At 44.2% G+C, this 20,860-nt stretch carries 22 protein-coding genes and 2 pseudogenes; 7 read left to right on the forward strand and 17 right to left on the reverse strand.

Annotation, left to right across the window (positions count from 1 at the left end; genetic code table 11):
• Positions 1-34: 34 nt before the first annotated feature.
• From QRX25_RS19495 to QRX25_RS19535, 9 genes are all read right to left on the reverse strand, one after another.
• Positions 35-1,090, reverse strand: a complete 1,056-nt coding sequence (locus tag QRX25_RS19495) for a phosphotransferase (RefSeq protein WP_212099967.1) — start codon at positions 1,088-1,090, stop codon at positions 35-37.
• On the reverse strand, positions 1,083-2,270 hold the full coding sequence (locus QRX25_RS19500) for a carboxylate--amine ligase (protein WP_065982798.1): 1,188 nt from the start codon (positions 2,268-2,270) through the stop codon (positions 1,083-1,085). Before QRX25_RS19500 ends, QRX25_RS19495 begins: the two co-directional genes overlap by 8 nt.
• Positions 2,267-3,595: a glycosyltransferase family 4 protein gene (locus tag QRX25_RS19505; RefSeq protein WP_212099970.1), complete on the reverse strand. Its 1,329-nt coding sequence runs from the start codon at positions 3,593-3,595 to the stop codon at positions 2,267-2,269. The genes QRX25_RS19500 and QRX25_RS19505 overlap by 4 nt, the downstream gene beginning before the upstream one ends.
• On the reverse strand, positions 3,592-4,248 hold the full coding sequence (locus QRX25_RS19510; protein WP_065982800.1) for a PIG-L deacetylase family protein: 657 nt from the start codon (positions 4,246-4,248) through the stop codon (positions 3,592-3,594). Before QRX25_RS19510 ends, QRX25_RS19505 begins: the two co-directional genes overlap by 4 nt.
• Before the next feature lie 87 nt (positions 4,249-4,335).
• Positions 4,336-4,899 carry a kinase gene (locus QRX25_RS19515; RefSeq protein ID WP_212099974.1) on the reverse strand — a complete coding sequence of 188 codons (564 nt, stop codon included), beginning with the start codon at positions 4,897-4,899 and terminating at the stop codon, positions 4,336-4,338.
• Positions 4,900-5,038: 139 nt separating this feature from the next.
• The gene (gene rplI, locus QRX25_RS19520; protein WP_065982802.1) at positions 5,039-5,488 is read right to left on the reverse strand and encodes a 50S ribosomal protein L9; all 450 of its coding nucleotides are present in this window, start codon (positions 5,486-5,488) and stop codon (positions 5,039-5,041) included.
• Complete coding sequence (locus QRX25_RS19525; protein WP_065982803.1) at positions 5,485-7,464, reverse strand: DHH family phosphoesterase; 1,980 nt, start codon at positions 7,462-7,464, stop codon at positions 5,485-5,487. Before QRX25_RS19525 ends, rplI begins: the two co-directional genes overlap by 4 nt.
• 30 nt (positions 7,465-7,494) lie before the next feature.
• Entirely contained in the window at positions 7,495-8,430 is a 936-nt protein-coding gene (locus tag QRX25_RS19530; RefSeq protein WP_065982804.1) for a YybS family protein, read from the reverse strand.
• 243 nt (positions 8,431-8,673) lie between these two features.
• A complete protein-coding gene (locus tag QRX25_RS19535; protein ID WP_004393059.1) occupies positions 8,674-8,826 on the reverse strand; it encodes a hypothetical protein in 153 nt (50 codons plus the stop codon).
• 133 nt (positions 8,827-8,959) lie between these two features.
• Here QRX25_RS19535 and QRX25_RS19540 point away from each other — a divergent pair, with 133 nt between their 5' ends.
• The gene (locus QRX25_RS19540; protein ID WP_065982805.1) at positions 8,960-9,445 is read left to right on the forward strand and encodes a spore coat protein; all 486 of its coding nucleotides are present in this window, start codon (positions 8,960-8,962) and stop codon (positions 9,443-9,445) included.
• A gap of 36 nt (positions 9,446-9,481) precedes the next feature.
• Here QRX25_RS19540 and QRX25_RS19545 read toward each other — a convergent pair whose 3' ends face one another.
• Complete coding sequence (locus tag QRX25_RS19545; protein ID WP_013354236.1) at positions 9,482-9,853, reverse strand: winged helix-turn-helix transcriptional regulator; 372 nt, start codon at positions 9,851-9,853, stop codon at positions 9,482-9,484.
• Between the two features lie 206 nt (positions 9,854-10,059).
• On the opposite strand from QRX25_RS19545, the gene QRX25_RS19550 reads away from it, so the two are divergent.
• The 5 genes from QRX25_RS19550 to QRX25_RS19570 all read left to right on the forward strand — a co-directional run bounded on the left by QRX25_RS19550 (position 10,060) and on the right by QRX25_RS19570 (position 16,226).
• On the forward strand, positions 10,060-10,989 hold the full coding sequence (locus QRX25_RS19550; RefSeq protein WP_065982806.1) for a manganese-dependent inorganic pyrophosphatase: 930 nt from the start codon (positions 10,060-10,062) through the stop codon (positions 10,987-10,989).
• A gap of 193 nt (positions 10,990-11,182) precedes the next feature.
• Positions 11,183-12,091 carry an EamA family transporter gene (locus QRX25_RS19555; protein ID WP_283092441.1) on the forward strand — a complete coding sequence of 303 codons (909 nt, stop codon included), beginning with the start codon at positions 11,183-11,185 and terminating at the stop codon, positions 12,089-12,091.
• 359 nt (positions 12,092-12,450) lie between these two features.
• The gene (gene sacB / locus QRX25_RS19560; RefSeq protein WP_212101830.1) at positions 12,451-13,869 is read left to right on the forward strand and encodes a levansucrase; all 1,419 of its coding nucleotides are present in this window, start codon (positions 12,451-12,453) and stop codon (positions 13,867-13,869) included.
• A 73-nt stretch (positions 13,870-13,942) separates the two neighbouring features.
• Positions 13,943-15,487, forward strand: coding sequence for a 2,6-beta-fructan 6-levanbiohydrolase (levB, locus tag QRX25_RS19565; protein ID WP_212099980.1), 1,545 nt, complete (start codon positions 13,943-13,945; stop codon positions 15,485-15,487).
• A gap of 79 nt (positions 15,488-15,566) precedes the next feature.
• Positions 15,567-16,226, forward strand: a complete 660-nt coding sequence (locus QRX25_RS19570) for a GntR family transcriptional regulator (RefSeq protein WP_212099983.1) — start codon at positions 15,567-15,569, stop codon at positions 16,224-16,226.
• 68 nt (positions 16,227-16,294) lie between these two features.
• Here QRX25_RS19570 and QRX25_RS19575 read toward each other — a convergent pair whose 3' ends face one another.
• The 7 genes and pseudogenes from QRX25_RS19575 to QRX25_RS19600 form a co-directional block, all read right to left on the reverse strand.
• On the reverse strand, positions 16,295-16,804 hold the full coding sequence (locus tag QRX25_RS19575; RefSeq protein WP_065982811.1) for a DinB family protein: 510 nt from the start codon (positions 16,802-16,804) through the stop codon (positions 16,295-16,297).
• 50 nt (positions 16,805-16,854) lie between these two features.
• Positions 16,855-16,984: pseudogene (locus QRX25_RS19895) on the reverse strand (MFS transporter); the annotation flags it as partial.
• A 94-nt stretch (positions 16,985-17,078) separates the two neighbouring features.
• The gene (locus QRX25_RS19580) at positions 17,079-17,447 is read right to left on the reverse strand and encodes a DUF1304 domain-containing protein (RefSeq protein WP_065982812.1); all 369 of its coding nucleotides are present in this window, start codon (positions 17,445-17,447) and stop codon (positions 17,079-17,081) included.
• Between the two features lie 30 nt (positions 17,448-17,477).
• Complete coding sequence (locus tag QRX25_RS19585; RefSeq protein WP_013354245.1) at positions 17,478-18,116, reverse strand: nitroreductase family protein; 639 nt, start codon at positions 18,114-18,116, stop codon at positions 17,478-17,480.
• Between the two features lie 12 nt (positions 18,117-18,128).
• Positions 18,129-18,618: pseudogene (locus tag QRX25_RS19590) on the reverse strand (MarR family winged helix-turn-helix transcriptional regulator).
• A gap of 83 nt (positions 18,619-18,701) precedes the next feature.
• Positions 18,702-19,580, reverse strand: a complete 879-nt coding sequence (locus QRX25_RS19595; RefSeq protein WP_065982813.1) for a YitT family protein — start codon at positions 19,578-19,580, stop codon at positions 18,702-18,704.
• 184 nt (positions 19,581-19,764) lie between these two features.
• Entirely contained in the window at positions 19,765-20,217 is a 453-nt protein-coding gene (locus tag QRX25_RS19600; protein ID WP_014471320.1) for a MarR family winged helix-turn-helix transcriptional regulator, read from the reverse strand.
• Positions 20,218-20,337: 120 nt separating this feature from the next.
• Here QRX25_RS19600 and QRX25_RS19605 point away from each other — a divergent pair, with 120 nt between their 5' ends.
• Positions 20,338-20,811 carry a GNAT family N-acetyltransferase gene (locus QRX25_RS19605; RefSeq protein WP_212099989.1) on the forward strand — a complete coding sequence of 158 codons (474 nt, stop codon included), beginning with the start codon at positions 20,338-20,340 and terminating at the stop codon, positions 20,809-20,811.
• Positions 20,812-20,860: the final 49 nt, after the last annotated feature.

The raw sequence follows: 20,860 nt of genomic DNA on the forward strand, positions 1-20,860 counted from the left end.
TCTTCTCTCAAATCCGCTCCCCCCTCTCTCAAACCTATAAGCCTAGTTCCCGCCCCCATTGTGACACTTTGTCTACATGATACGGGAGCAGCTCTCCTCCCCGATTGTCGAAGATTCTTCGCAATTGGGTATGAAGCCCTTTCTCAAGTGTCCTCTGCAAATAAGACATTTTATAAAGCGTCATAGGAGGGGTCTGAAAATGAATACCCCGCTTTTTCATTTCTTTCGTATACACTTTTACGCAATACGTCCGAATGTCTTCCGCGTGCGGGCTCCAATCTTTTCTGAAGCCAAGCAGAATTTCAACCAGCACCGTCATATCAAACCAAACCGGCGCGTATTTTGCTGATTCCCAATCGATGAATTGAATATCCCACGGTTCATGGCCGGACGCATCGTGGGTGCAAATATTCTGCATATGAAGGTCGCCATGTGTAATGGCTGAGCCGTTTTGCATCAATTCAGGGAAAAAATCCGGCCCCTTTCGCTCCAGCAGGTTTGCGATTTGCCGATAATGAGGCTTTACGATATCCTTTGTGCGCTCATCTTTGAGGGCCCGATCCAGTAATTCCGCTGTCTTTTTGATCTGCTTTTTACGCCCCTTCCTCATGGTTTCCGATTCATATACCGGCAGCCATGACCGCCATTTCCCGTCAGAAATTTTCTTGTTTTCAAAGGTGCGGCTGTGCAGTTCAGCAACAGACGGAATAATATACCGAAAATGCTTAGGATGAAATGTAAGCTGTCCCCTGATCTGGCTGACAAACTCCATAAATATCCACGTTTCCCGGTCGTTTTCTTCTATAAGATATATGTCCGGCAGCAAATCCCCTAAGACAGCACGGGCTTTACTGTATATATTAATCTCGACCTTGTTTTTTTCACGGGAGGATTTATACACCTTCAAAATCAGCGGGACGGTGTCGGATTTCTTTTTCACAAGCAGTTTATAAATAGCGCTTCTGTCTGTTGTTTTCAGGCATGTGATGTCATCCGGATTCACAGCCGCCTTTTCGCCAAATGAATGAGACAGTTTTTCGTCAATTCTCAGTTTCTGAAATGCGTCATATAAAAGATCCTTTTCAGACATGCTGACCTTCCTTCCGCTTCCGTTTCCAGCTGTTTTTGAGATGTGACCAAGTGTTTCTGATAAAAGGCATCGGGTCATTCCAAGCAAAAAGAGCATACTCCTTTTTTCCTTTACACCCTTTCCAAAAATCCCGGAACGTCATTTCTCCTCTTTTTCGTTTCTTCAAAAACGTTAAGAAGTAACGCACCTCATAAATCCAATTGATTCCCTCTTTTTGCTCGAGCTGAGGCTTCACATGTTGTCCGGTCAAATACAGATAGTACATGTAAACAAAATGAACGCCTGCCGGTTCTGTCAGGCTATGGCTGAGCCAAAAGCGCGGATTAATTTCTATAAATTTGTAAACATTGTCCCGGGGGTCCTTTTTAAATTCCGCCATGCCTACTCCTTTCAGCTGAATCGCTTCAAAAAACGGCAGGGTCTTCTCAATTAATTCAGGAATCCGTTTGCTCACGACATGAGCTCCCGCGCCAAAATCAGCAGGGAATTGATGGTTTTTTTGCAGAGAAAATAAGCCCATTAATTTCATTTGGTCATCATAAAAAGTGGCGACTTTATAAAAACACTGATTGTCTCCGGGAATGATTTCCTGCACGAGCAGTTTTCCATTTTCTCTGTAGGAGCTGAACTCCTTGCGCAATTGTGCCGCATCCTTCATCACAATTGCTTTCTTGTTTACTTTTTTCCTGTATTCATGGCCGGACACCGGTTTTAAAATACACGGAAACTCAATATTGGCGATGGCTTCTTCCAATTCATCCTGATTGTTCGGAAAAAAGGTTTTCGGGCAGGGGATGTTATGCTTCACCGCCAGTTCATATGCTTTGCTTTTATCTAAAACCGTTTCTAACAGAGAGTGGCTCGGGAGCAAAAATAAAAAAAAACCGGCTAATGTTTTGCGGAATTTAGATATAAATCCCGCATAATCATCAGATCCTGCGTACAGAACCGGTTTTGCCTGAAATCGCTTCCCGAAATCAGTCAGAAATGTCAGAAGCTCTTCCTCTTGTGTTAAAGGACTGGGACATATCCCGCAATCTGCTAATCTTGATTTTCCGATACGATAAGGCCCCTCCGTGTCAAACGCGTAAACATCTATTCCTCTTCGGGCCAGGCTTCGAATCATCCCGATCCCGTTTGCACTGAAATCAAGTACAACGGCCGCATGTTCATGTTTCATGATTTCCCTCCGAGCTTGATGGTATTTTGATAAACGGATTCGATATTTTTTATCATCGTCTCACTGCTTAAATATTTCTCTGCATAGGCTTTTGCATTTGAAGCAGCTCTCTTCCGCGCAGGTTTGTTAGAGATAAAAAACGCCAATGCCCGGGCAAGATCCTTTGCATTGCCCGGCTCGACAATAAGCCCCGTTTTGTTATGGCGGATCAGATCCGGGATGCCGCCGCAATCGGTCGCGATGATGGCCGAGCCGCTGAACATCGCTTCAATAATAGAAATGGGCAGACTATCATTAATGGTCGGCAGTACGAATATGTCCGTCACATCCAAAATAGCGGGAACATCATCTCTTTTTCCCAAAAAGGAGACCATTGATAGTTTCAGTTTTCGAGCCTGTTCCTCCAGCGCGCTCCGTGTCTCTCCGTCGCCCACGATCAGCACTTCTACATGGTCAAGTACATCAGACGGAATTCTCGCAAGTGCGTCAAGCAAATGATTATGCCCTTTTCTCGGGCCTAATCTCGCAATACATGAGATGATGATTTTATTTTTCGGTAACGGAAGTTTCTTTTTCCAGCCTGTTTTTGCATCGTAATCGATTCCTGTGATCACCGTTGTCATGTCTTCCTGTTCGGCTCCAAGCTTCATCAGCGGGCTGCGAAACGTATCGCTGATAATAATCAGGCGATCTGCATATTCAATGGCTTTCATCTCTAGTTTTTTGTAATAAGCCTCTTCTACCGAGCCTTTTTTAAATATGTGAAATTTTAGTCTGTTGAAAGTAAACATGCCATGCGGTGTAAACAATAAAGGTTTTTTATAGATACGGTTGAATCTGCCTAATATATTGGCTGTAAATAAATCCTGAGCATGAAACACATCATATTTTCCCAAATTCACCTTTTGAAGCATTTGCTCGTATATGAACATCAGCCGATTATTTTTCAAAATATGATCGTTATAATCCCCGTATCTGTCTCTAAAGAAATCTTTTAATAACGGAACAACAGCCGTCCGCAGTTTTTTTACTTTTGCGGAAGGAAACTGATTGGGGGATATGACATCCACCTTATGGCCTCTCTTTTTCAGACCCTCACTAAGCGTTTTAATATAGTTGGATAAACCGCCGGTGTGCGGGTAGTCCCAAAATGTGGCAATCAGAATGGATAACTTCTTTTTCTTCCTGTATACTCGCGGAATACGATGTGACTGTTTCATCTGGGTCTTGATTGCTGTCTTTTTTTGCGGGCGCGTTTTGACTCCGTAGTACTGATCAAGCGTCTGGACCATATATGGATACGGGATGGTAAACATCTCGTTCATTTCCAAATCCTCCGCACCACTTCAAATGCCTCGGCGTATTCTACGCCCGCTGTCATCCCTCTGACTCTTCCTAAATGTTTAACGCCTTCATATGAACGGGGATGAGGATAATCCCTCATTTCTACGTCATAGTGGTGAAGCGCCGCAAGTTTGGCGTCCATCGTCTCTGTGATATTAACGAAGTAATTGGGCTTGAAGAGTTTATCAGCCGTATTCCTCTCCCACTCGCTTGAAGACAGCGTTTCAAACGTAAGCAGTTCAATAGGCTTTTGATCTGGAAGAGGTCTGGCGGCTGTCAAAACTGCTTGGAATGTTTTCTGATGGTCCATATTGATATCACCGTAATGATGAGTAAAAATTTTAGAAGGCTGATAGACGTGAATGAGCTGTTCTAATTCTTTGACAAGCTTATGAAGAGGGATACATTCAAGTTCTAAATTCGTATGCTCTAAAAAGATGACTTTCTCAATTCCAAGCTCTTGATTCGCCCGTTCGCCTAATTGCTTAATGTGATGCGCTTCTTCTTTTCTGCCTAATGCCGTAATAATGGAAATCACTTTATATCCTTCATTGATCAGCCGTTTTATGGTGCCTGCTGATCCCAATAGTTCATCATCAGGATGAGCACCGATGACCATAATGTATTCTTCCATTTTTTCCACACTCCACCAAACAAATGTTACAAATATCATATGACGACCCCCAAAAAAGGAAACTTACATGTGCGGATTTTCAGAAACTTACATGTGCAGCTGCCATTCCAGGTAACGTGACGGATTTAATTTTTTCACGGTGTTCAAAAACTCAGCCGCCAAGCCGTATTTTCCCAACCCTTTTAACAGTTTTACGGGCACTCGTGCAACGGAGGAAAAGGCTCTTTTATGGTCTATGACTTTAAGTTCACCTTGTTCGTTGATCAGAATGTGCCTGATTTCGGCATCCCATCTGGTAAAACCGAGATCCTTTAATTCATCCAGCATATTTAAAACTGCTGCTGTCAGTTCTAGGGATAGAGATTTTTCTTTTTTGATATGGCGGGCAAGGGAGGTGCCTTGGACATATTCCATCACAATATAATGATCTCCGTATTCATGCAGTCTTGGAATCACCGGTGAAACTTGTCCGATCTGCAAAGCAGCCAATTCCTTCTTGCGTGTCTCTTCTTCAAAAAAGTATTTTATGCAGTGGTTAGGTGTTAAGCGATAGACTTCCCCGTCTTTTCCCTTGCCGACCAGCGGATAGTCCTCCAGTACCTTTTTATTCTCAGGGTTTTGAAAGAAGTTTTCAGAAAAAAATCGCTTCATACCGACACATCCTTCGTTATGATGTAATATAATATGCAATTTGATAACCTTCGGAAATGAAACATTCTCATCATTTTCTTACGATGCGCCTCTGATGACATAAAAAAACCCGCCGGATCGGCGGGTTTTTCATTTGATATTACGCTTCTTCTTTCACGTGAACCTTCAGCACAGCCTGAACCTCAGGATGCAGCTTTACAGGCACATTTGTATATCCCAGTGTGCGGATACCGTCTTGGAGCTCCAGTTTCCGTTTATCCACTTTAATTTTGTGCGTTTTTTGCAGCGCTTCTGCAATCTGTTTGCTTGTGACAGACCCGAATAGGCGGCCGCCTTCACCGGATTTGGCACTCAGTTCAACAGTCAGCTGTTCAAGTGTTTCTTTTAAGTCTTTCGCTCTTTCAAGCTCTGCAATTGCTTCTTTTTTCTCTTTTTCTTTCTGTCCTTTCAATGCGCTCATGTTTGTCGCATTTGCTTCGACAGCGAGGCCTTTTTTAATGAGAAAGTTATGTGCATAACCGTCTGCTACGTTTTTCATTTCCCCTTTTTTTCCTTTACCTTTTACATCTTGTAAGAAAATAACCTTCATCTCTGAACGCCTCCCTCAAAATATTCATCAATGGCTTCCTTCAGCCGGACAAGCGCTTCGGAAACAGAAATGCCCGATAACTGGGTCGCCGCATTGGTTAAATGCCCTCCGCCGTCCAGCGCCTCCATAATAATCTGCACATTGACCTCGCCAAGCGATCTCGCACTGATGCACACCGTATGTTCATCCCGTCTGGCTACGGCAAATGAAGCTTCCACTTCACTCATCGATAAAAGGGAATCGGCCGCCTGCGCAATCAGCACCTGGTCAAAGTACTCCTCTTCGTTCTCAGGAAGAGAAGCAATCGCGATATTTTCTTTATATAGAGATGTATGCTGGATCAGCTTCGCCCGCTTGATATAAGAACCGACCGATTCTTTGAGGACTTTCTGCACCAGAACCGTATCTGCGCCTTTCGCTCTCAAATAAGAAGCGGCGTCGAACGTCCGCGAGCCCGTACGAAGGGAAAAGCTCTTCGTATCCACTATTATACCAGCTAACAAGGCCGTCGCTTCAATCATATTGATTTTGAGCCGCTTCGGCTGGTACTCAAGCAGCTCCGTCACGAGTTCCGCGGTGGATGAAGCGTATGGCTCCATATAAACGAGCAGCGGATCTTTAATAAATTCCTCGCCTCTTCGGTGGTGGTCAATCACAACGATGTGCTCGATTTTGTTCACGAGACGCTCTTCCATCACAAAGGACGGTTTATGTGTATCCACGACGACAAGCAGCGTGTCATCATTTGAAATTTCCAACGCCTCTTCCGGCGTGATAAACCGCGACCACAGCTCTTCGTATTTTTTAATTTCTTCAATCAGGCGCTGAACACTTGATCCGATCTGGTTCGGATCAATGACGATGTAGCCTTCTTTGCCGTTGGCCTGCGCCACCTTCAATATTCCGATTGCGGCTCCGACTGCGTCCATGTCAGGAAATTTATGCCCCATGATAATGACATTGCTGCTTTCTGAGACAATTTCCTTGAGCGCGTGGGAAATCACCCGGGCACGCACCCTTGTGCGCTTCTCCATCGGATTCGTTTTGCCGCCGTAAAATTTCACCTTGCCGTTCGGCATTTTGATCGCCACTTGGTCGCCTCCGCGGCCGAGAGCCAAATCGAGACTGGACTGCGCCAGATCCCCAAGCTCTTTCAAAGAAGAAACCGAAGCGCCGATGCCGATGCTGAGGGTCAAAGATACAGTGTGAACTGATGTTTTTTCACGAATTTCATCCAAAATCGAAAACTTCGCGTTTTCAAGCTCAGTTAATATGTGTTCATTTAACACCGCGATAAACCGCTCCGAGGACGTCCGCTTCAGGAAAATGCCGTACTCTTGCGCCCACGCATTTAATAATGAGGTGACCTGGCTGTTCATCGTGCTTCTCGTTTGGTCATCCAGCCCCTGTGTGACATCATCGTAATTATCTAAAAAGACATATGCCAGCACGGTTCTCTCATTTTCGTACTGCTTTTCAATCTGAATCTGTTCTGTCACATCAAAGAAATAAAGCAAGCGCTCATCTCTTTTAATCACCACTTTAAATTTCCGCTCATTCAAGGTGATCGTTTCCGAATCGACCTCCTGCTTGATCAGCGGCACGACGGCCTCACATGTGTCATACAGCGAGCGCCCGACGAGCGTGCTTTCATTAAAGCAGGAAGACAAAAACGGATTCGCCCACTCAATGTAATATTGATCATTAAACAGCATAATCCCGATAGGCATTTCCATTAATGCCTCTTCGCCTACTTTTTTCAATCTATACGATAACGTGGAGATATAATCGTCAATTTCTCTTCTGATCAGAGAATCCGCACGCTTAATGAAAAACAAGATCACGGCGAGCAGCACAACGCCGACGGCTCCTATCACCCAGTTAAAGTAGATGCTGATGAGGATTATGATGATTGATAATGCAATCAATGCATAGATGGGATACCGAAACAACGGTTTTTCATAAAAACTAGGCATTTCTATCAACTCCCCACCTGTAAGTCACACTCAATTTCGCGTCACCTTATTTCTTATGTTAAAGCCTATGTCAATGATGCCTAAGAGGAGATACACGGACAGGATAAACGGAAAAAGCACACCCAGCACAATCGCTAATACAGGAACGGCTTTTGGCATCTCCATCTCATGGCAGTAGAAAAAAATAAACGCTAATCCTTGAATACAAATCAGCAAGCTGAGAATAAATCCCCCATTCAATGAAACCGAATACAGCATATGCCCTTTTTCCAAATGCAGAAACCCTAATATCGTCACAATAAAGTACAGAATGACAACGCTTTGCGGGAGTTTGAGCTCTCTAAAAGGCTTCATTTTCGGAAGATCGGGGGAGAATCGCCTTAAAAGCGGCCTTGCTATCGCATAACTGATGAAAGCAGAAACAACGCCGATCAATACGAGCGCGGCCGGAAAAAGATATTGAAGCGTGCTCAGCTGACTTTCCATCAGTTTCATCTGCTTCCCGAACTGATCTCCGTAACCCAGCTGCTTTGACATGGCGTCTGCCGCAGACAGCGACTCCCGAAGCTGGGACATAGTATTATCAACCACATTCATATTTAGAAACACGATGCTGACCACAAAAAAAACGACGCCGCACAGCACATACGCCAAAGCGCCGGATGCAACCGCATAACCGGGCTGTTTCTTTTTAAAGTAATATCCCATAGCGATTCCCGTACAGACCGCCGTAAAAGCGCCTGTAAGTCCGGTAAACGAACTCACAATAAAACTGACAGGAAGGCTGGCAAGACCCATCCATATCCCCGGCTTCAGACCGTGCCGAATGGTGTAAAGAATGATCGGCAGCGGCAAAGCAAAGAGAAGAACCGCCCCCAGTAAAGGCAGGTACACGACCAAAAGGGAAATGATTGCAAAAATACTGATCAAAATGGCGCCTTCTATTAGAGCCCTTGTATTTTTCACTTACTCACCTCAAACCTTGTATCATTCAGAACATACGAATAGAAAAGAGCAGCTTAGACGACTGCTCTTTTACGCCGCAATGTCTCTTTCAAGACCTGAATTTTCCATAAACTCTCCAAAATACACGTATACATTTTAACATAAGTCAAAATCGTAAGTAAAATGAGCGCGGACAGCCGCAATGTTCCATGTGAAACATAGAAACAGATAAACGGACATCCCAGTGAAAGAATGCCCGTTGTATCAGTGATCCTGATCATCCATGAAACCAGAAGTATCTCTGTTTTTCTTTTTGGTTTTTCGTACATATAACAAGACGATAACGATAAGTAAGAGAGTGGTTGCCTGTAAAACACCGCTGCTGAAAAGGAAGAAGTTCTTTATCATGTCCCACATATAGTTTCACCTCTGTTTCGTATTTCCTTTACATTAAGTTTCCCTTTCTGGAAACTTCAAAACATCAGGAACAACATCGGCACCGGGGCATATGCTGATAGTGAAAATGAAGGATAAAGGAGATTCTTACACCATGACTGAGCGGAGAACATTAGCATGGCATGAAACGTTAGAACTGCATGAGTTAGTGGCTTTCCAAGCAAATGGACTTGTGAAATTAAAAAGAACAGAACAGAAAGTAAGCGATCCCAGATTAAAACAGCTTTACAGATTTTCCATCCATTCGCTGGAACAAAATTTGCGTGAGCTGCTTCCTTTCTTTCCGGAAGCCCCCGGCTTTCGTGAAGATGAAACAGAAGAGCGCACTGATTCCTCCTTTTACAGCGGCGGCCTGCTGATCATGGCCAAAACGTCCGTGCGCAACTACGCCGGCGCCATTACAGAGACGGCCACACCCCAATTAAGAAACGTCTTCGTCAAGCACTTAAACGCGGCCATCAAGTGGCACCAAATGGTCTTTGAGTATATGGAAGAACACGGTCATTATCCGGCTCATAACCTGAGTGAATTACTGAAAAACGACGTCCGCAACGCCAGAAAGGCCATCGCGATGAAATAAAGAAAAGCAGCAAGGAATGTCATCCTTTGCTGCTTCTTATTTTTGAACGGACTGATCTCGAGGAGACGTTTTTTCCCGGTATGTCTCAAGAAACTCCCGGTTGGCATCTCCCCATTCCTTCATTTGCAGCACGATCGGTTCAAGCGACCTGCCGAATTCGGTGAGTGAATACTCCACCTTTGGAGGCACCTGCTGATACACCTCGCGATGCACGATGCCGTCCGCCTCAAGCTCACGAAGCTGGAGCGTCAGCATACGCTGCGTAATGCTGGGGCAAATGCGCCGAAACTCATTAAACCGCTTTTTTCCGCCGATCATATGATAAAACAAAATGCCCTTCCACTTTCCGCCGATAACGGAAAGCGTCAGCTCAACCGGACAACCTTCTTTATTCGGATATATGTTCATTTTTCATCCTCCATAGTACCTTTTTTGATACTATATGCTGATTAGCATCTGACTTACCCAGTATTTTACTCGCAATCATCTCTCCCTCTCAACAAAAATGCTTCTTTTTCACATCAATTTTTAAGGTTTTGAAGATTACACCCTCCGCAAGACGTGTTAAACTATAAAAAGATTGTTTACACTACAAAAAAGGACAAGGAGTTATTATGGAAAAAATTCTTATTTTCGGACATCAAAACCCAGACACAGATACCATTTGCTCTGCCATTGCCTACGCTGATCTAAAAAATAAACTCGGCTTCAACGCTGAGCCTGTCCGCCTCGGACAAGTCAACGGCGAAACACAATACGCGCTTGATTATTTCAAGCAGGAAAGCCCGCGTTTCGTGGAAACAGCCGCAAACGAAGTAAACGGCGTCATCCTTGTTGACCACAATGAACGCCAGCAAAGCATCAAGGATATCGAAGACGTTCAGGTTCTTGAAGTGATCGATCACCACCGTATCGCGAACTTCGAAACAGCGGAACCTCTTTACTACCGTGCTGAGCCAGTCGGCTGTACGGCTACAATCTTAAACAAAATGTACAAAGAAAATAACGTGAAAATCGAGAAAGAAATTGCGGGCCTCATGCTCTCAGCAATTATTTCTGACTCTCTTTTATTTAAATCCCCGACTTGCACAGAGCAAGATATCGCGGCGGCAAAAGAGCTTGCTGAAATTGCCGGCGTAGATGCGGAAGAGTACGGCTTAAACATGCTGAAAGCAGGCGCAGACTTAAGCAAGAAAACTGTGGAAGAGCTGATTTCTCTTGATGCGAAAGAGTTCACACTCGGCAGCAAAAAAGTCGAAATCGCCCAAGTCAACACGGTTGATATTGAAGATGTCAAAAAGCGTCAGCCGGAATTAGAAGCGGCTCTTTCAAAAGTAATTGCTGAGAAAAACCTTGATCTGTTCCTTCTTGTGATTACGGACATTTTGGAAAACGATTCTCTTGCGCTTGCCATCGGTGATCAAGCGTCAAAAGTGGAAAAAGCGTTCAACGTCACTTTAGAAAACAATACGGCTCTTTTGAGAGGCGTCGTATCCAGAAAGAAACAAGTCGTTCCTGTTTTAACAGATGCGATTGCAGAATAACCAAAACACCCCGGACACCTTGCCGGGGTGTTTTTTTATACCATCATTAACCAGGCGCGATTTTGTAAGCGCATACTCTGATAAATCACTTTGACGCATTTTGATATGTGGTATATAATATATCACACACAAAGCGCTCTCTTTCTAATTATTGTAAATCAGTGCGACAACAACAGAATCGGGGGTTTATACGCTGGAAAAACACGCTTCTCTTTCTTATTCACGAACAACAGGAATTTGGCTTGTGCTTACAGGTGCTATCTTATGGGGTGTCTCAGGAACGGTTGCCCAGTATCTGTTTCAGCACCGCCATTTTAATACAGAGTGGCTGACTTCAGTGCGTCTGCTGATGTCAGGAGTACTTCTGCTCGGGATTGCGTACCGCAAAGAAAAAGGGCGCATATGGGCCGTTTGGAAAGACAGGCAGGACAGAATTCCTCTTCTCTTATTCGGGATTTTCGGAATGTTAGGCGTTCAATACACCTATTTTGCGGCAATTGAGTACGGCAACGCGGCCACCGCTACCGTTCTCCAATATTTAGGACCGGCCATTATTACTTGCTTTTTAGCGATCCGCGCAAAGAGAATTCCTTCAGGAAAAGAACTGCTGGCTGTCTTATTAGCGGTTGCAGGCACATTTATTTTGGTCACGCACGGGAATGTCGGCAGCCTGTCTATATCCGGTCTGGCTGTTTTTTGGGGCATCAGTTCGGCATTTGCACTGGCGTTTTACACCCTCCAGCCGCATCGGCTTTTGAAGAAATGGGGCTCCTCCATTATTGTCGGATGGGGCATGCTGATCGGCGGAGCCGCTCTCAGCCTGATCCGGCCGCCTTGGAAGTTTGAAGGCCAATGGTCATTGTCCGCATATGCCGCGATCGTGTTTATCATCATTTTCGGAACGCTCATCGCTTTTTATTGCTATTTGGAAAGCCTGAAATATCTGAGTGCCTCTGAAACCAGCCTCCTCGCCTGTGCAGAGCCGCTGTCAGCAGCTTTTTTAGCGGTGATCTGGCTGCGTGTTCCCTTCGGAATATCAGAATGGCTGGGTACTTTACTGATTTTAGCCACCATCGCTTTATTATCTATCAAGAAAAAATAACCTCTCTTTTTCAGAGAGGTTTTTCCCTAGGCACAGAGCACCCCTTAGTCTCAATTACCCATATATTAAAAGGTCTTTTTTCATTTTACTATTTCCCAAAAGAGGAAAATAGACCAGTTGTCAATAGAATCAGAGTCTAATAGAATGAGGTCGAAAAGTAAATCACGCAGGATTGTTACTGATAAAGCAGGCAAGACCTAAAATGTGTTAAGGGCAAAGTGTATTCTTTGACGTCACCCCTTACATATTTTGGGTCTTTTTTTCTGTAACAAACCTGCCATCCATGAATTCGGGAGGATCGAAACGGCAGATCGCAAAAAACAGTACATACAAAAGGAGACATGAACATGAACATGAACATGAACATCAAAAAAATTGTAAAACAAGCCACAGTTCTGACTTTTACGACTGCACTTCTGGCAGGAGGAGCCACTCAAGCCTTCGCGAAAGAAAATAACCAAAAACCATACAAAGAAACGTACGGCGTCTCTCATATCACACGCCATGATATGCTGCAGATCCCTAAACAGCAGCAAAACGAAAAATACCAAGTGCCTCAATTCGATCAATCAACGATTAAAAATATTGAGTCTGCAAAAGGACTTGATGTGTGGGACAGCTGGCCGCTGCAAAACGCTGACGGAACTGTAGCTGAATACAACGGCTATCACGTTGTGTTTGCTCTTGCGGGAAGCCCGAAAGACGCTGATGACACATCAATCTACATGTTTTATCAAAAGGTCGGCGACAACTCAATCGACAGCTGGAAAAACGCGGGCCGTGTCTTTAAAGACAGCGATAAGTTCGACGCCAACGATCCGATCCTGAAAGATCAGACGCAAGAATGGTCCGGTTCTGCAACCTTTACATCTGACGGAAAAATCCGTTTATTCTACACTGACTTTTCCGGTAAACATTACGGCAAACAAAGCCTGACAACAGCGCAGGTAAATGTGTCAAAATCTGATGACACACTCAAAATCAACGGAGTGGAAGATCACAAAACGATTTTTGACGGAGACGGAAAAACATATCAGAACGTTCAGCAGTTTATCGATGAAGGCAATTATACATCCGGCGACAACCATACGCTGAGAGACCCTCACTACGTTGAAGACAAAGGCCATAAATACCTTGTATTCGAAGCCAACACGGGAACAGAAAACGGATACCAAGGCGAAGAATCTTTATTTAACAAAGCGTACTACGGCGGCAGCATGAACTTCTTCCGTAAAGAAAGCCAGAAGCTTCAGCAGAGCGCTAAAAAACGCGATGCTGAGTTAGCGAACGGCGCCCTCGGTATCATAGAGTTAAATAATGATTACACATTGAAAAAAGTAATGAAGCCGCTGATCACTTCAAACACGGTAACTGATGAAATCGAGCGCGCGAATGTTTTCAAAATGAACGGCAAATGGTACTTGTTCACTGATTCACGCGGTTCAAAAATGACGATCGACGGTATTAACTCAAACGATATTTACATGCTTGGTTATGTATCAAACTCTTTAACCGGCCCTTACAAGCCGCTGAACAAAACAGGTCTTGTGCTGCAAATGGGTCTTGATCCAAACGATGTGACGTTCACTTACTCTCACTTCGCAGTGCCGCAAGCCAAAGGCAACAATGTGGTTATCACAAGCTACATGACAAACAGAGGCTTCTTCGAGGATAAAAAGGCAACATTTGCGCCAAGCTTCTTAATGAACATCAAAGGCAAGAAAACATCCGTTGTCAAAAACAGCATCCTTGAGCAAGGACAGCTGACAGTCAACTAATAACAGCAAAAAGAAAATGCCGATACTTCATTGGCATTTTCTTTTATTTCTCAACAAGATGGTGAATTCAACTATGGCACGAAAATGGCCCATTGCAATATTGATCTTTCTGGGTGCGTTCCTGTTTGTCGGATTACTGCCGGACAAAAACCACAATTCCTCTGAAACAAACACGGCGCATAAGACGGATTACCGGGCGGCGTATCATTTTACGGCCCCGGACAAATGGAAAAACGACCCTCAAAAACCGATTTTTTTCGAGGGAAAATATCATTACTACTATCTTTATAATCGGGACTATCCGAACGGCAACGGCACAGAATGGCGGCACGCCGTATCAGAGGACTTGGTGCACTGGACGGATGAAGGCACGGCTATTCCGAAATACACCAACCAAAACGGCGATATATGGTCCGGTTCTGTCGTCATTGATAAGCACAACACGGCAGGCTTCGGCGAAAACGCACTGGTCGCCGTAACAACACAGCCGACTGCCAAAACACAAGCACAGGAACAATATTTATGGTACAGCACGGATAAAGGAAAAACATTTACATCCTATAGTGATCAGCCCATTATGAAAAACCCTGGCACTAAGGATTTCCGGGACCCGAAAGTGATCTGGGATGAGCAGGATGACAAATGGGTGATGGCCATGGCCGAAGGCGAAAAAATCGGCTTTTATGAATCACCCGATTTAAAGAATTGGCAATACACGGGCGGTTTTATCACGCAGGAGATCGGCCTCGTCGAATGCCCCGACCTTTATATGATGCGTGCAGATGACGGAACGACCAAGTGGGTTCTCGGCGCAAGCGCAAATGGCAAACCCCAGGGCAAACCGAATACGTACGCTTATTGGACCGGAAACTTTGACGGGAAAGAATTTACTGCCGATCAAGCAGAACCGCAATGGCTCGATTACGGCTTTGACTGGTACGGCGGCGTCACATTTGAAGACGGCAACAGCAAAGATCCGCTGACAAAACGTTATGCGCTGGCATGGATGAACAATTGGGATTATCCGGATGAAACACCGACAATAAAGAACGGCTTTAACGGCACGGATTCTATCGTTCGTGAAATCCGCCTTCAGCAGCAGGACGGCGGCACATACAGTCTGATGTCAGAGCCGGTCGAAGCATTGAACCAATTAACCTCTTCAACTGACAGCATTGAAGACAAACAGGTGAACGGTTCTGAGACACTGCCGATCAAGGGTGATACGTATCAGCTTGATATGGATATCGCTTGGTCTGATATCAAAAATGCAGGCGTCAGACTCAGAGAATCAGCAGACCAAAAGCGGCATATTGATGTCGGTATTTCAACAGAAGACGGCTATGCCTATGTAAACAGATCGTTTACAGACCAGCCTGATAAAACCGGAACATACGCCGAAAGCAAAGCGCCATTTGACGGAAACAAGGGCCGCGTCCATCTGAAAATTCTCGTGGATAAAACAAGTATTGAAGTATTTGCAGACGACGGAAAAACCGTTCTGACCAATGAAGTGTTCCCAAAAGCCGAGGATCAGGGCATTACGCTCTTTTCTGAAGGCGGTTCCGCTGACTTTCAGCATATTGAGATGAAGCATCTCGGTTCGATTCATTCTTAGGCTCCCCTCTTCATTTCTTATCAGCGTCCGGACTGTGTTAAAATGCAGATATGTATACTACGATTCATGAGGTGTTCCATTGGATAATCAAAACAAAGAACCTGTGCTGAAAAGAACCATCATGCGGGACGAAGTGTATCACACGCTCAGAAACTGGATCATAACGGGCAAGCTCAAACCGGAAACAAAGTTAAAGGACAAGGAACTGTCAGAAACATTAGGAATCAGCCGCACCCCGATACGGGAAGCGTTATTGCGATTGGAAGATGACGGCTTGGTAATAACAAAGGCAAACAGATGGACGCTTGTCGCTCCGATTGAGGTAAAAGAAGCGGAAAACTTATATTCCATTGTCTGGACGCTTGAAAAACTCGCAATGCAGCAAGCCCTCCCTCATATGGACGCTGCAGTGATTCAGGAATTAAAACAGCTTAATGAGGATCTGCTTCAAACGATGAAAGACGGCGATAAAATGGCCATTCTGGAAGCGGATAATGCATTTCATCATCGCATCATTCTGCTTGCGGACAACGTTGAGCTTCACAAATTGCTTGTCAGCCTGAAAGTAAAAATTCAGAGAATGGAAATCCGCTATTTCAGTGAGAATGACGCGTTAAACAGATCATATAACGAACACTCTGATATCATTCACGCATTAGAACAGCAGGATGACGGCGCTGCCCTGGCAGCGCTTGAAGCGAATTGGAAAAACAGTTTAGAACGCCTGCAGAACATGTAATAGCGAAACGAAAAAGCCAAATCATATGATTTGGCTTTTTTACAAGACAGCCGCGCTGGCTGTCTTGTTTACTTTTTGTTTATATATAAATAAACACCGTAATCCGTCGGCACAGAAGCATACCCCATCTGTCTGAGCATGGCTGTTATATTCCCGCGATGATACGTTCCATGGTTCACAACATGGAGAACCATATCGGCCGCCGCGGTTTTCATAATGTCACCTGACGGATGCTCTATTTCAAGGGGAAGGCTGATATTTTCTTCCTTTTGCAAAAATAGTTGATATCGGTCTGATAATTCCAAAAACATATCTTCCAGCTCTTCTATCTCTTTAGACAAGATTTCCTCTTTTTGCTGATCAGCTGATTTCAGCGTATCCTCCAGACGCTCTCCGGAGAACACATCAAACCATCCCTTATCCGACAAATACACATGAGTCAATACACCAGCTATCGATGGAAAGACACTTTGAATCTCCTTACGGTACACATCCTCCGGAAGCTCTTTAAGCCGGGTGAATATTTGCTGATTTGCCCAAAGATGATAATCATACAATTGCAGTGCCGGATGTCCCACAAAACCCTCTCCTCTCTTGGTACAGAACGTACGTTCCTAATTATACCACGCTACATACGGCTTTGTACCGTTTTCTTCATTTGCAGCTGTGAAAATCCGATAATAACCGAAAATAATAAAAGGAAGGCCCGCGCCGACATAAATAAACCGCACGCCGAATACATCCGAGATAACCCCGCTCCACCACTGTCTGCCTAATTGCTTCTATGCTCCACAGTTCCAATGTTTGTAAGATGAAAAGGGCTTCCTTCCCGGAAGCCCTCACTCCGTCTGCTTACGCCAATAATAGAAAAATAAGCGCTAAAACAGCCGGAAGTCCTTGTTTTACGATAATTGATTTGTTTGAAGTAAAGCCTCCGAAAATGGCCGCTATGACCACACAAATGACGAAAAACATCTGAATCATATGGCCAATCGGATCAGCTCCGAGGATCAGCCCCCAAATGAGGCCGGCAGCCAGAAATCCATTATACAGACCTTGATTTGCAAACATGACCGCTACATTCCGATCACCTTCTAAATGCTTCGGCAAATTGAAAGACCGCTTGGCAGCCCTCGAATTGATAAAAAACATTTCAAGTATCATGATAAATACATGTTCTAAGGCTACAATGCCGACTAAAACAGCTGCAATAATGTCCACTGTCTCTCTCCTCTCAGCTTTACTTCAAAATTATTTCCATTGTGCGATCGTTTCGATAGGGAGACGGTAGGAAGCATATCCTTCGTCCGCCGCTTTTCCGATTGACAAAAGCATAACCGGTACATAACGGTCTTTTTCCAGTCCGAAAACGTCGGCGATCTTTTCTTTGTCGTAGCCGCCGATCGGGTTTGTGTCATAGCCGTGCGCGCGGGCCGTAAGCATCAGCTGCATGGAAACGAGGCCTCCGTCAATCAGAATGGTTTCACGGTTCACTTGCTCCGGCAGTTTTTCAAAATGTGCCGTCAAAGCAGCGATTTGTCTGTCTTTTACTTCCTGCGGCATATAGCCCAGTTCGACCGCTTTTGAATAAATTTCTTCTAAATATTCATCATTCTTCATATCTGCAAAAACCGCGATAACCGCAGAAGATGTGCTGACTTGTGTTTGGTTAAAGCTTGCAAGCGGTGCGAGTTTTTCTTTTCCTTCCGGGCTGTCAATTACGAGAAAGCGCCACGGCTGCGCGTTGACTGAAGACGGCGCTGTCGTTGCTTCTTCCAGGATCTGAGTCATTTCTTCTTTGCTGATTTTTACGGCCGGATCATAATTCCGAATAGAACGGCGGCCTTTCATAATGTCCATAAAATCGTTTGTTTTCAGTTCTGTTTTCATGTGTAAACACTCCTATGCTTTCATATTCTCTATATTTTTCTGCATCTGTGATAATACGTTTTTTAACATACTGCGTTCTTCCGCGCTGACGCCGGCAAGCATTTCCTTTATGAAACGCTCCTTTTCTTTTTTGGAAGTCTCAATTCTCTCCCGCCCCTGTTCAGTAAGCCTGACAAGTATGATTCGGTTGTCCTCGGGCTTCCGCCTTCTTGTAACCATTTCTTTGGCTTCAAGCTGTTTCAAGTGTCTTGTAACGGCTGCGCCATCGATATTCACCTTTTTCTGAAGATCGCTTTGGCTGATCTCATCAACGTGAAAGAGCACGGCGAGAAGCTCAAGGCGGGATTGGCTGATTCCGGTGCACGCTTCAAATTTTGCTCCGATCACTTTATGCAGTGATTGAAGCTGATATAAAATCTCGCCTTCCTGTGAACAACATGTTGGCAAAACCCATCCCCTCTTTCTTATGCACAATTAATTGACTAGTCAATGTTTGATACATCAACAATATACATCCGCCATTCTTTTTTTGCAAGTTTTTTCTCCTTTTTTAAAAAAAGCTGCCGGTTAACGGCAGCTCTTTTATTAATGATTATGAACTTTTCTGAAATTACTGCCTTTTACTTCAGCCACATCATATACCGTCACAAAGGCTTGCTTATCAATGTCATTAATAATTTCCTTCAGTTTAGTTTCTTCCAAACGGTTGACGACACATGTGATTTCTTTGAATTTTTCATGGGAAAAACCGCCGTATGCTTCTTTGTAAGTAGCGCTGCGGCCTAATTCCTCACGAATTGTCTCTACCATTAATGCAGGCTCGTTGGTGATAATCTGAAATGTTTTAGAACCGCTTAAACCTTCCTCAACCACATGAATAACCTTAGACGCAATGTAGTAAGCAATGACGGAAAGCAAAGCGCCTTGCAGCCCGAATACAAAAGAAACGAAAATAAACACAAAAATGTTTAAAAATAAAATGAGGTCGCTCGTGCCGAATGGCAATTTCCGTGACAGCAGCACGGCCAGCATATCAATTCCATCTAAGGCGCCGCCGTTGCGCAGTGCCAATCCCATTCCCAGACCAAGAATAATCCCGCCGACAACGGTGATTAATAGGGTGTCTCCCTCGATGATTGCCGGAGTGTGGTGGAAAAAAATCGTGCCCGCGGCAAGTGAAGCAATACCGAGAATTGATAGAAACGCAAAGTTCTTCCCGATTTGCTTATATCCTAACCAGACAAACGGTATGTTGATCGCCGCAATTAAGATCCCAAGAGGCATATGAAACAGCTGTGAACCGACAATGCTGAGTCCGGTCACCCCGCCGTCAGATACGCTATTCGGAATCAATACGGTTTCCAGCCCGTAAGCCGCTATTATTCCGCCGATGATGACCATAATAGCCCGTACGATGGATTTTGCTCTGGATTTCTTACGTTTTTGTTTTTCGATTGTACTCATCTCATTCCCCGCTTCAATTATTTTGTCTTATTTAAATATACCATAATTGATACTTTTCGTTAAAAAACAAGCCTGTCAGCCGATTTTGAAGCAGGAACCAAAAAAGGTGATTTTACAGATAACATATCCATTTATGATTTTTATCATTCAGAATACGAAAAACAGTAAAAGGAATTAAAATCCATTAATACTCCCTTTTGTTTCCCTTCTTCACATATTCCCAATCATGTTCTATATTTTTTCTCACCCGCTGAAGGAGGCTGAAAATGGTTTCTTTTTCCTCAGGCGTAAAGCCGGACAAGGCTACTTCCGCAGAGTGCTCACCTTCTCTTTGCAATAACGGGTAAACCTTTCTCCCTTTTTCAGTCGGGAACAGTTTTTTTATTTTTTTATTTTGATCATCAGGACGCTTTTCAATAAACCCTTGTATTTCCAGTTTCTTTATCGCTCTCGCCGCTGTTGTTCGGTCAACTTTAATCATTTCCGCCAATTTTTCTTGTATTATCCCCGGGTTTTCACATATTCGCACCAGATAGAGGTACTGCCCTTTGGTTAAGTCTAATTCTTTAAATTCAATATTGCTGATGGAATCCAATGCCCGTGCGATCATGCCGATTTCCCGCAAAATATCAGTCATATCTTTTCAAACCCTTCGTATTTTCGTTGCATTTGCAATAAAAATGTTTTATCGTTACTTCTATAAGACCACAAGCAAGCCGCGCAGTCCAGACTAATGTGTGAAAAGGATTGATTGATCATGAAGATAAAAAGAATAACAACGGAAATTGATTTACAAGCAGCTCTTGATATTAGAAGAACGGTATTCATCGAGGAACAGCAAGTACCTGAATCTGATGAATTTGATCAGTTCGATACGCTTCAGGAACAGTGCCGCCATATCTTGATTTTTCATGAAAATCAGCCTGCCGGCACAGGACGCGTCCGCATCGTAAACCATACAGGTAAGCTCGAACGAATCTGTATCCTGAAGCCTTACCGCAAATACGGATTAGGCAAAGTGATGATACGCGAATTAGAAAACATTGTGAAAGAAAAAGGCATCACCCAATGTAAACTGCATGGACAAACACATGCGGAAGGCTTTTATCACAAACTGGGCTATCAGACAAGTTCTCCGGAATTTATGGAAGACGGCATCCCGCATATCTTAATGACAAAAGAGTTGTCTTCACCTAATGACAGTGAAACGTCCGGATCCCTTCTTTTTTGATCTTTTTAAAAAATCGAATCGGAAAGAAGGCGCTCCAGCACGCCTATAA

The sequence above is a fragment of the Bacillus sp. L381 genome (assembly GCF_030284525.1).
Lineage (GTDB): Bacteria > Bacillota > Bacilli > Bacillales > Bacillaceae > Bacillus > Bacillus amyloliquefaciens.

Bases quoted from the DNA above. Each gene is read 5' to 3' on its own strand.
- QRX25_RS19495 (WP_212099967.1), bottom strand. From the start codon at position 1,090: ATGTCTGAAAAGGATCTTTTATATGACGCATTTCAGAAACTGAGAATT.
- QRX25_RS19510 (WP_065982800.1), bottom strand. From the start codon at position 4,248: ATGGAAGAATACATTATGGTCATCGGTGCTCATCCTGATGATGAACTA.
- QRX25_RS19515 (WP_212099974.1), bottom strand. From the start codon at position 4,899: ATGAAGCGATTTTTTTCTGAAAACTTCTTTCAAAACCCTGAGAATAAA.
- levB (WP_212099980.1), top strand. From the start codon at position 13,943: ATGGCACGAAAATGGCCCATTGCAATATTGATCTTTCTGGGTGCGTTC.
- rplI (WP_065982802.1), bottom strand. From the start codon at position 5,488: ATGAAGGTTATTTTCTTACAAGATGTAAAAGGTAAAGGAAAAAAAGGG.
- QRX25_RS19505 (WP_212099970.1), bottom strand. From the start codon at position 3,595: ATGAACGAGATGTTTACCATCCCGTATCCATATATGGTCCAGACGCTT.
- QRX25_RS19595 (WP_065982813.1), bottom strand. From the start codon at position 19,580: ATGAGTACAATCGAAAAACAAAAACGTAAGAAATCCAGAGCAAAATCC.
- QRX25_RS19585 (WP_013354245.1), bottom strand. From the start codon at position 18,116: ATGAAAACAGAACTGAAAACAAACGATTTTATGGACATTATGAAAGGC.
- QRX25_RS19535 (WP_004393059.1), bottom strand. From the start codon at position 8,826: ATGTGGGACATGATAAAGAACTTCTTCCTTTTCAGCAGCGGTGTTTTA.
- QRX25_RS19540 (WP_065982805.1), top strand. From the start codon at position 8,960: ATGACTGAGCGGAGAACATTAGCATGGCATGAAACGTTAGAACTGCAT.
- sacB (WP_212101830.1), top strand. From the start codon at position 12,451: ATGAACATCAAAAAAATTGTAAAACAAGCCACAGTTCTGACTTTTACG.
- QRX25_RS19500 (WP_065982798.1), bottom strand. From the start codon at position 2,270: ATGAAACATGAACATGCGGCCGTTGTACTTGATTTCAGTGCAAACGGG.
- QRX25_RS19525 (WP_065982803.1), bottom strand. From the start codon at position 7,464: ATGCCTAGTTTTTATGAAAAACCGTTGTTTCGGTATCCCATCTATGCA.
- QRX25_RS19550 (WP_065982806.1), top strand. From the start codon at position 10,060: ATGGAAAAAATTCTTATTTTCGGACATCAAAACCCAGACACAGATACC.
- QRX25_RS19600 (WP_014471320.1), bottom strand. From the start codon at position 20,217: ATGACTGATATTTTGCGGGAAATCGGCATGATCGCACGGGCATTGGAT.
- QRX25_RS19545 (WP_013354236.1), bottom strand. From the start codon at position 9,853: ATGAACATATATCCGAATAAAGAAGGTTGTCCGGTTGAGCTGACGCTT.
- QRX25_RS19605 (WP_212099989.1), top strand. From the start codon at position 20,338: ATGAAGATAAAAAGAATAACAACGGAAATTGATTTACAAGCAGCTCTT.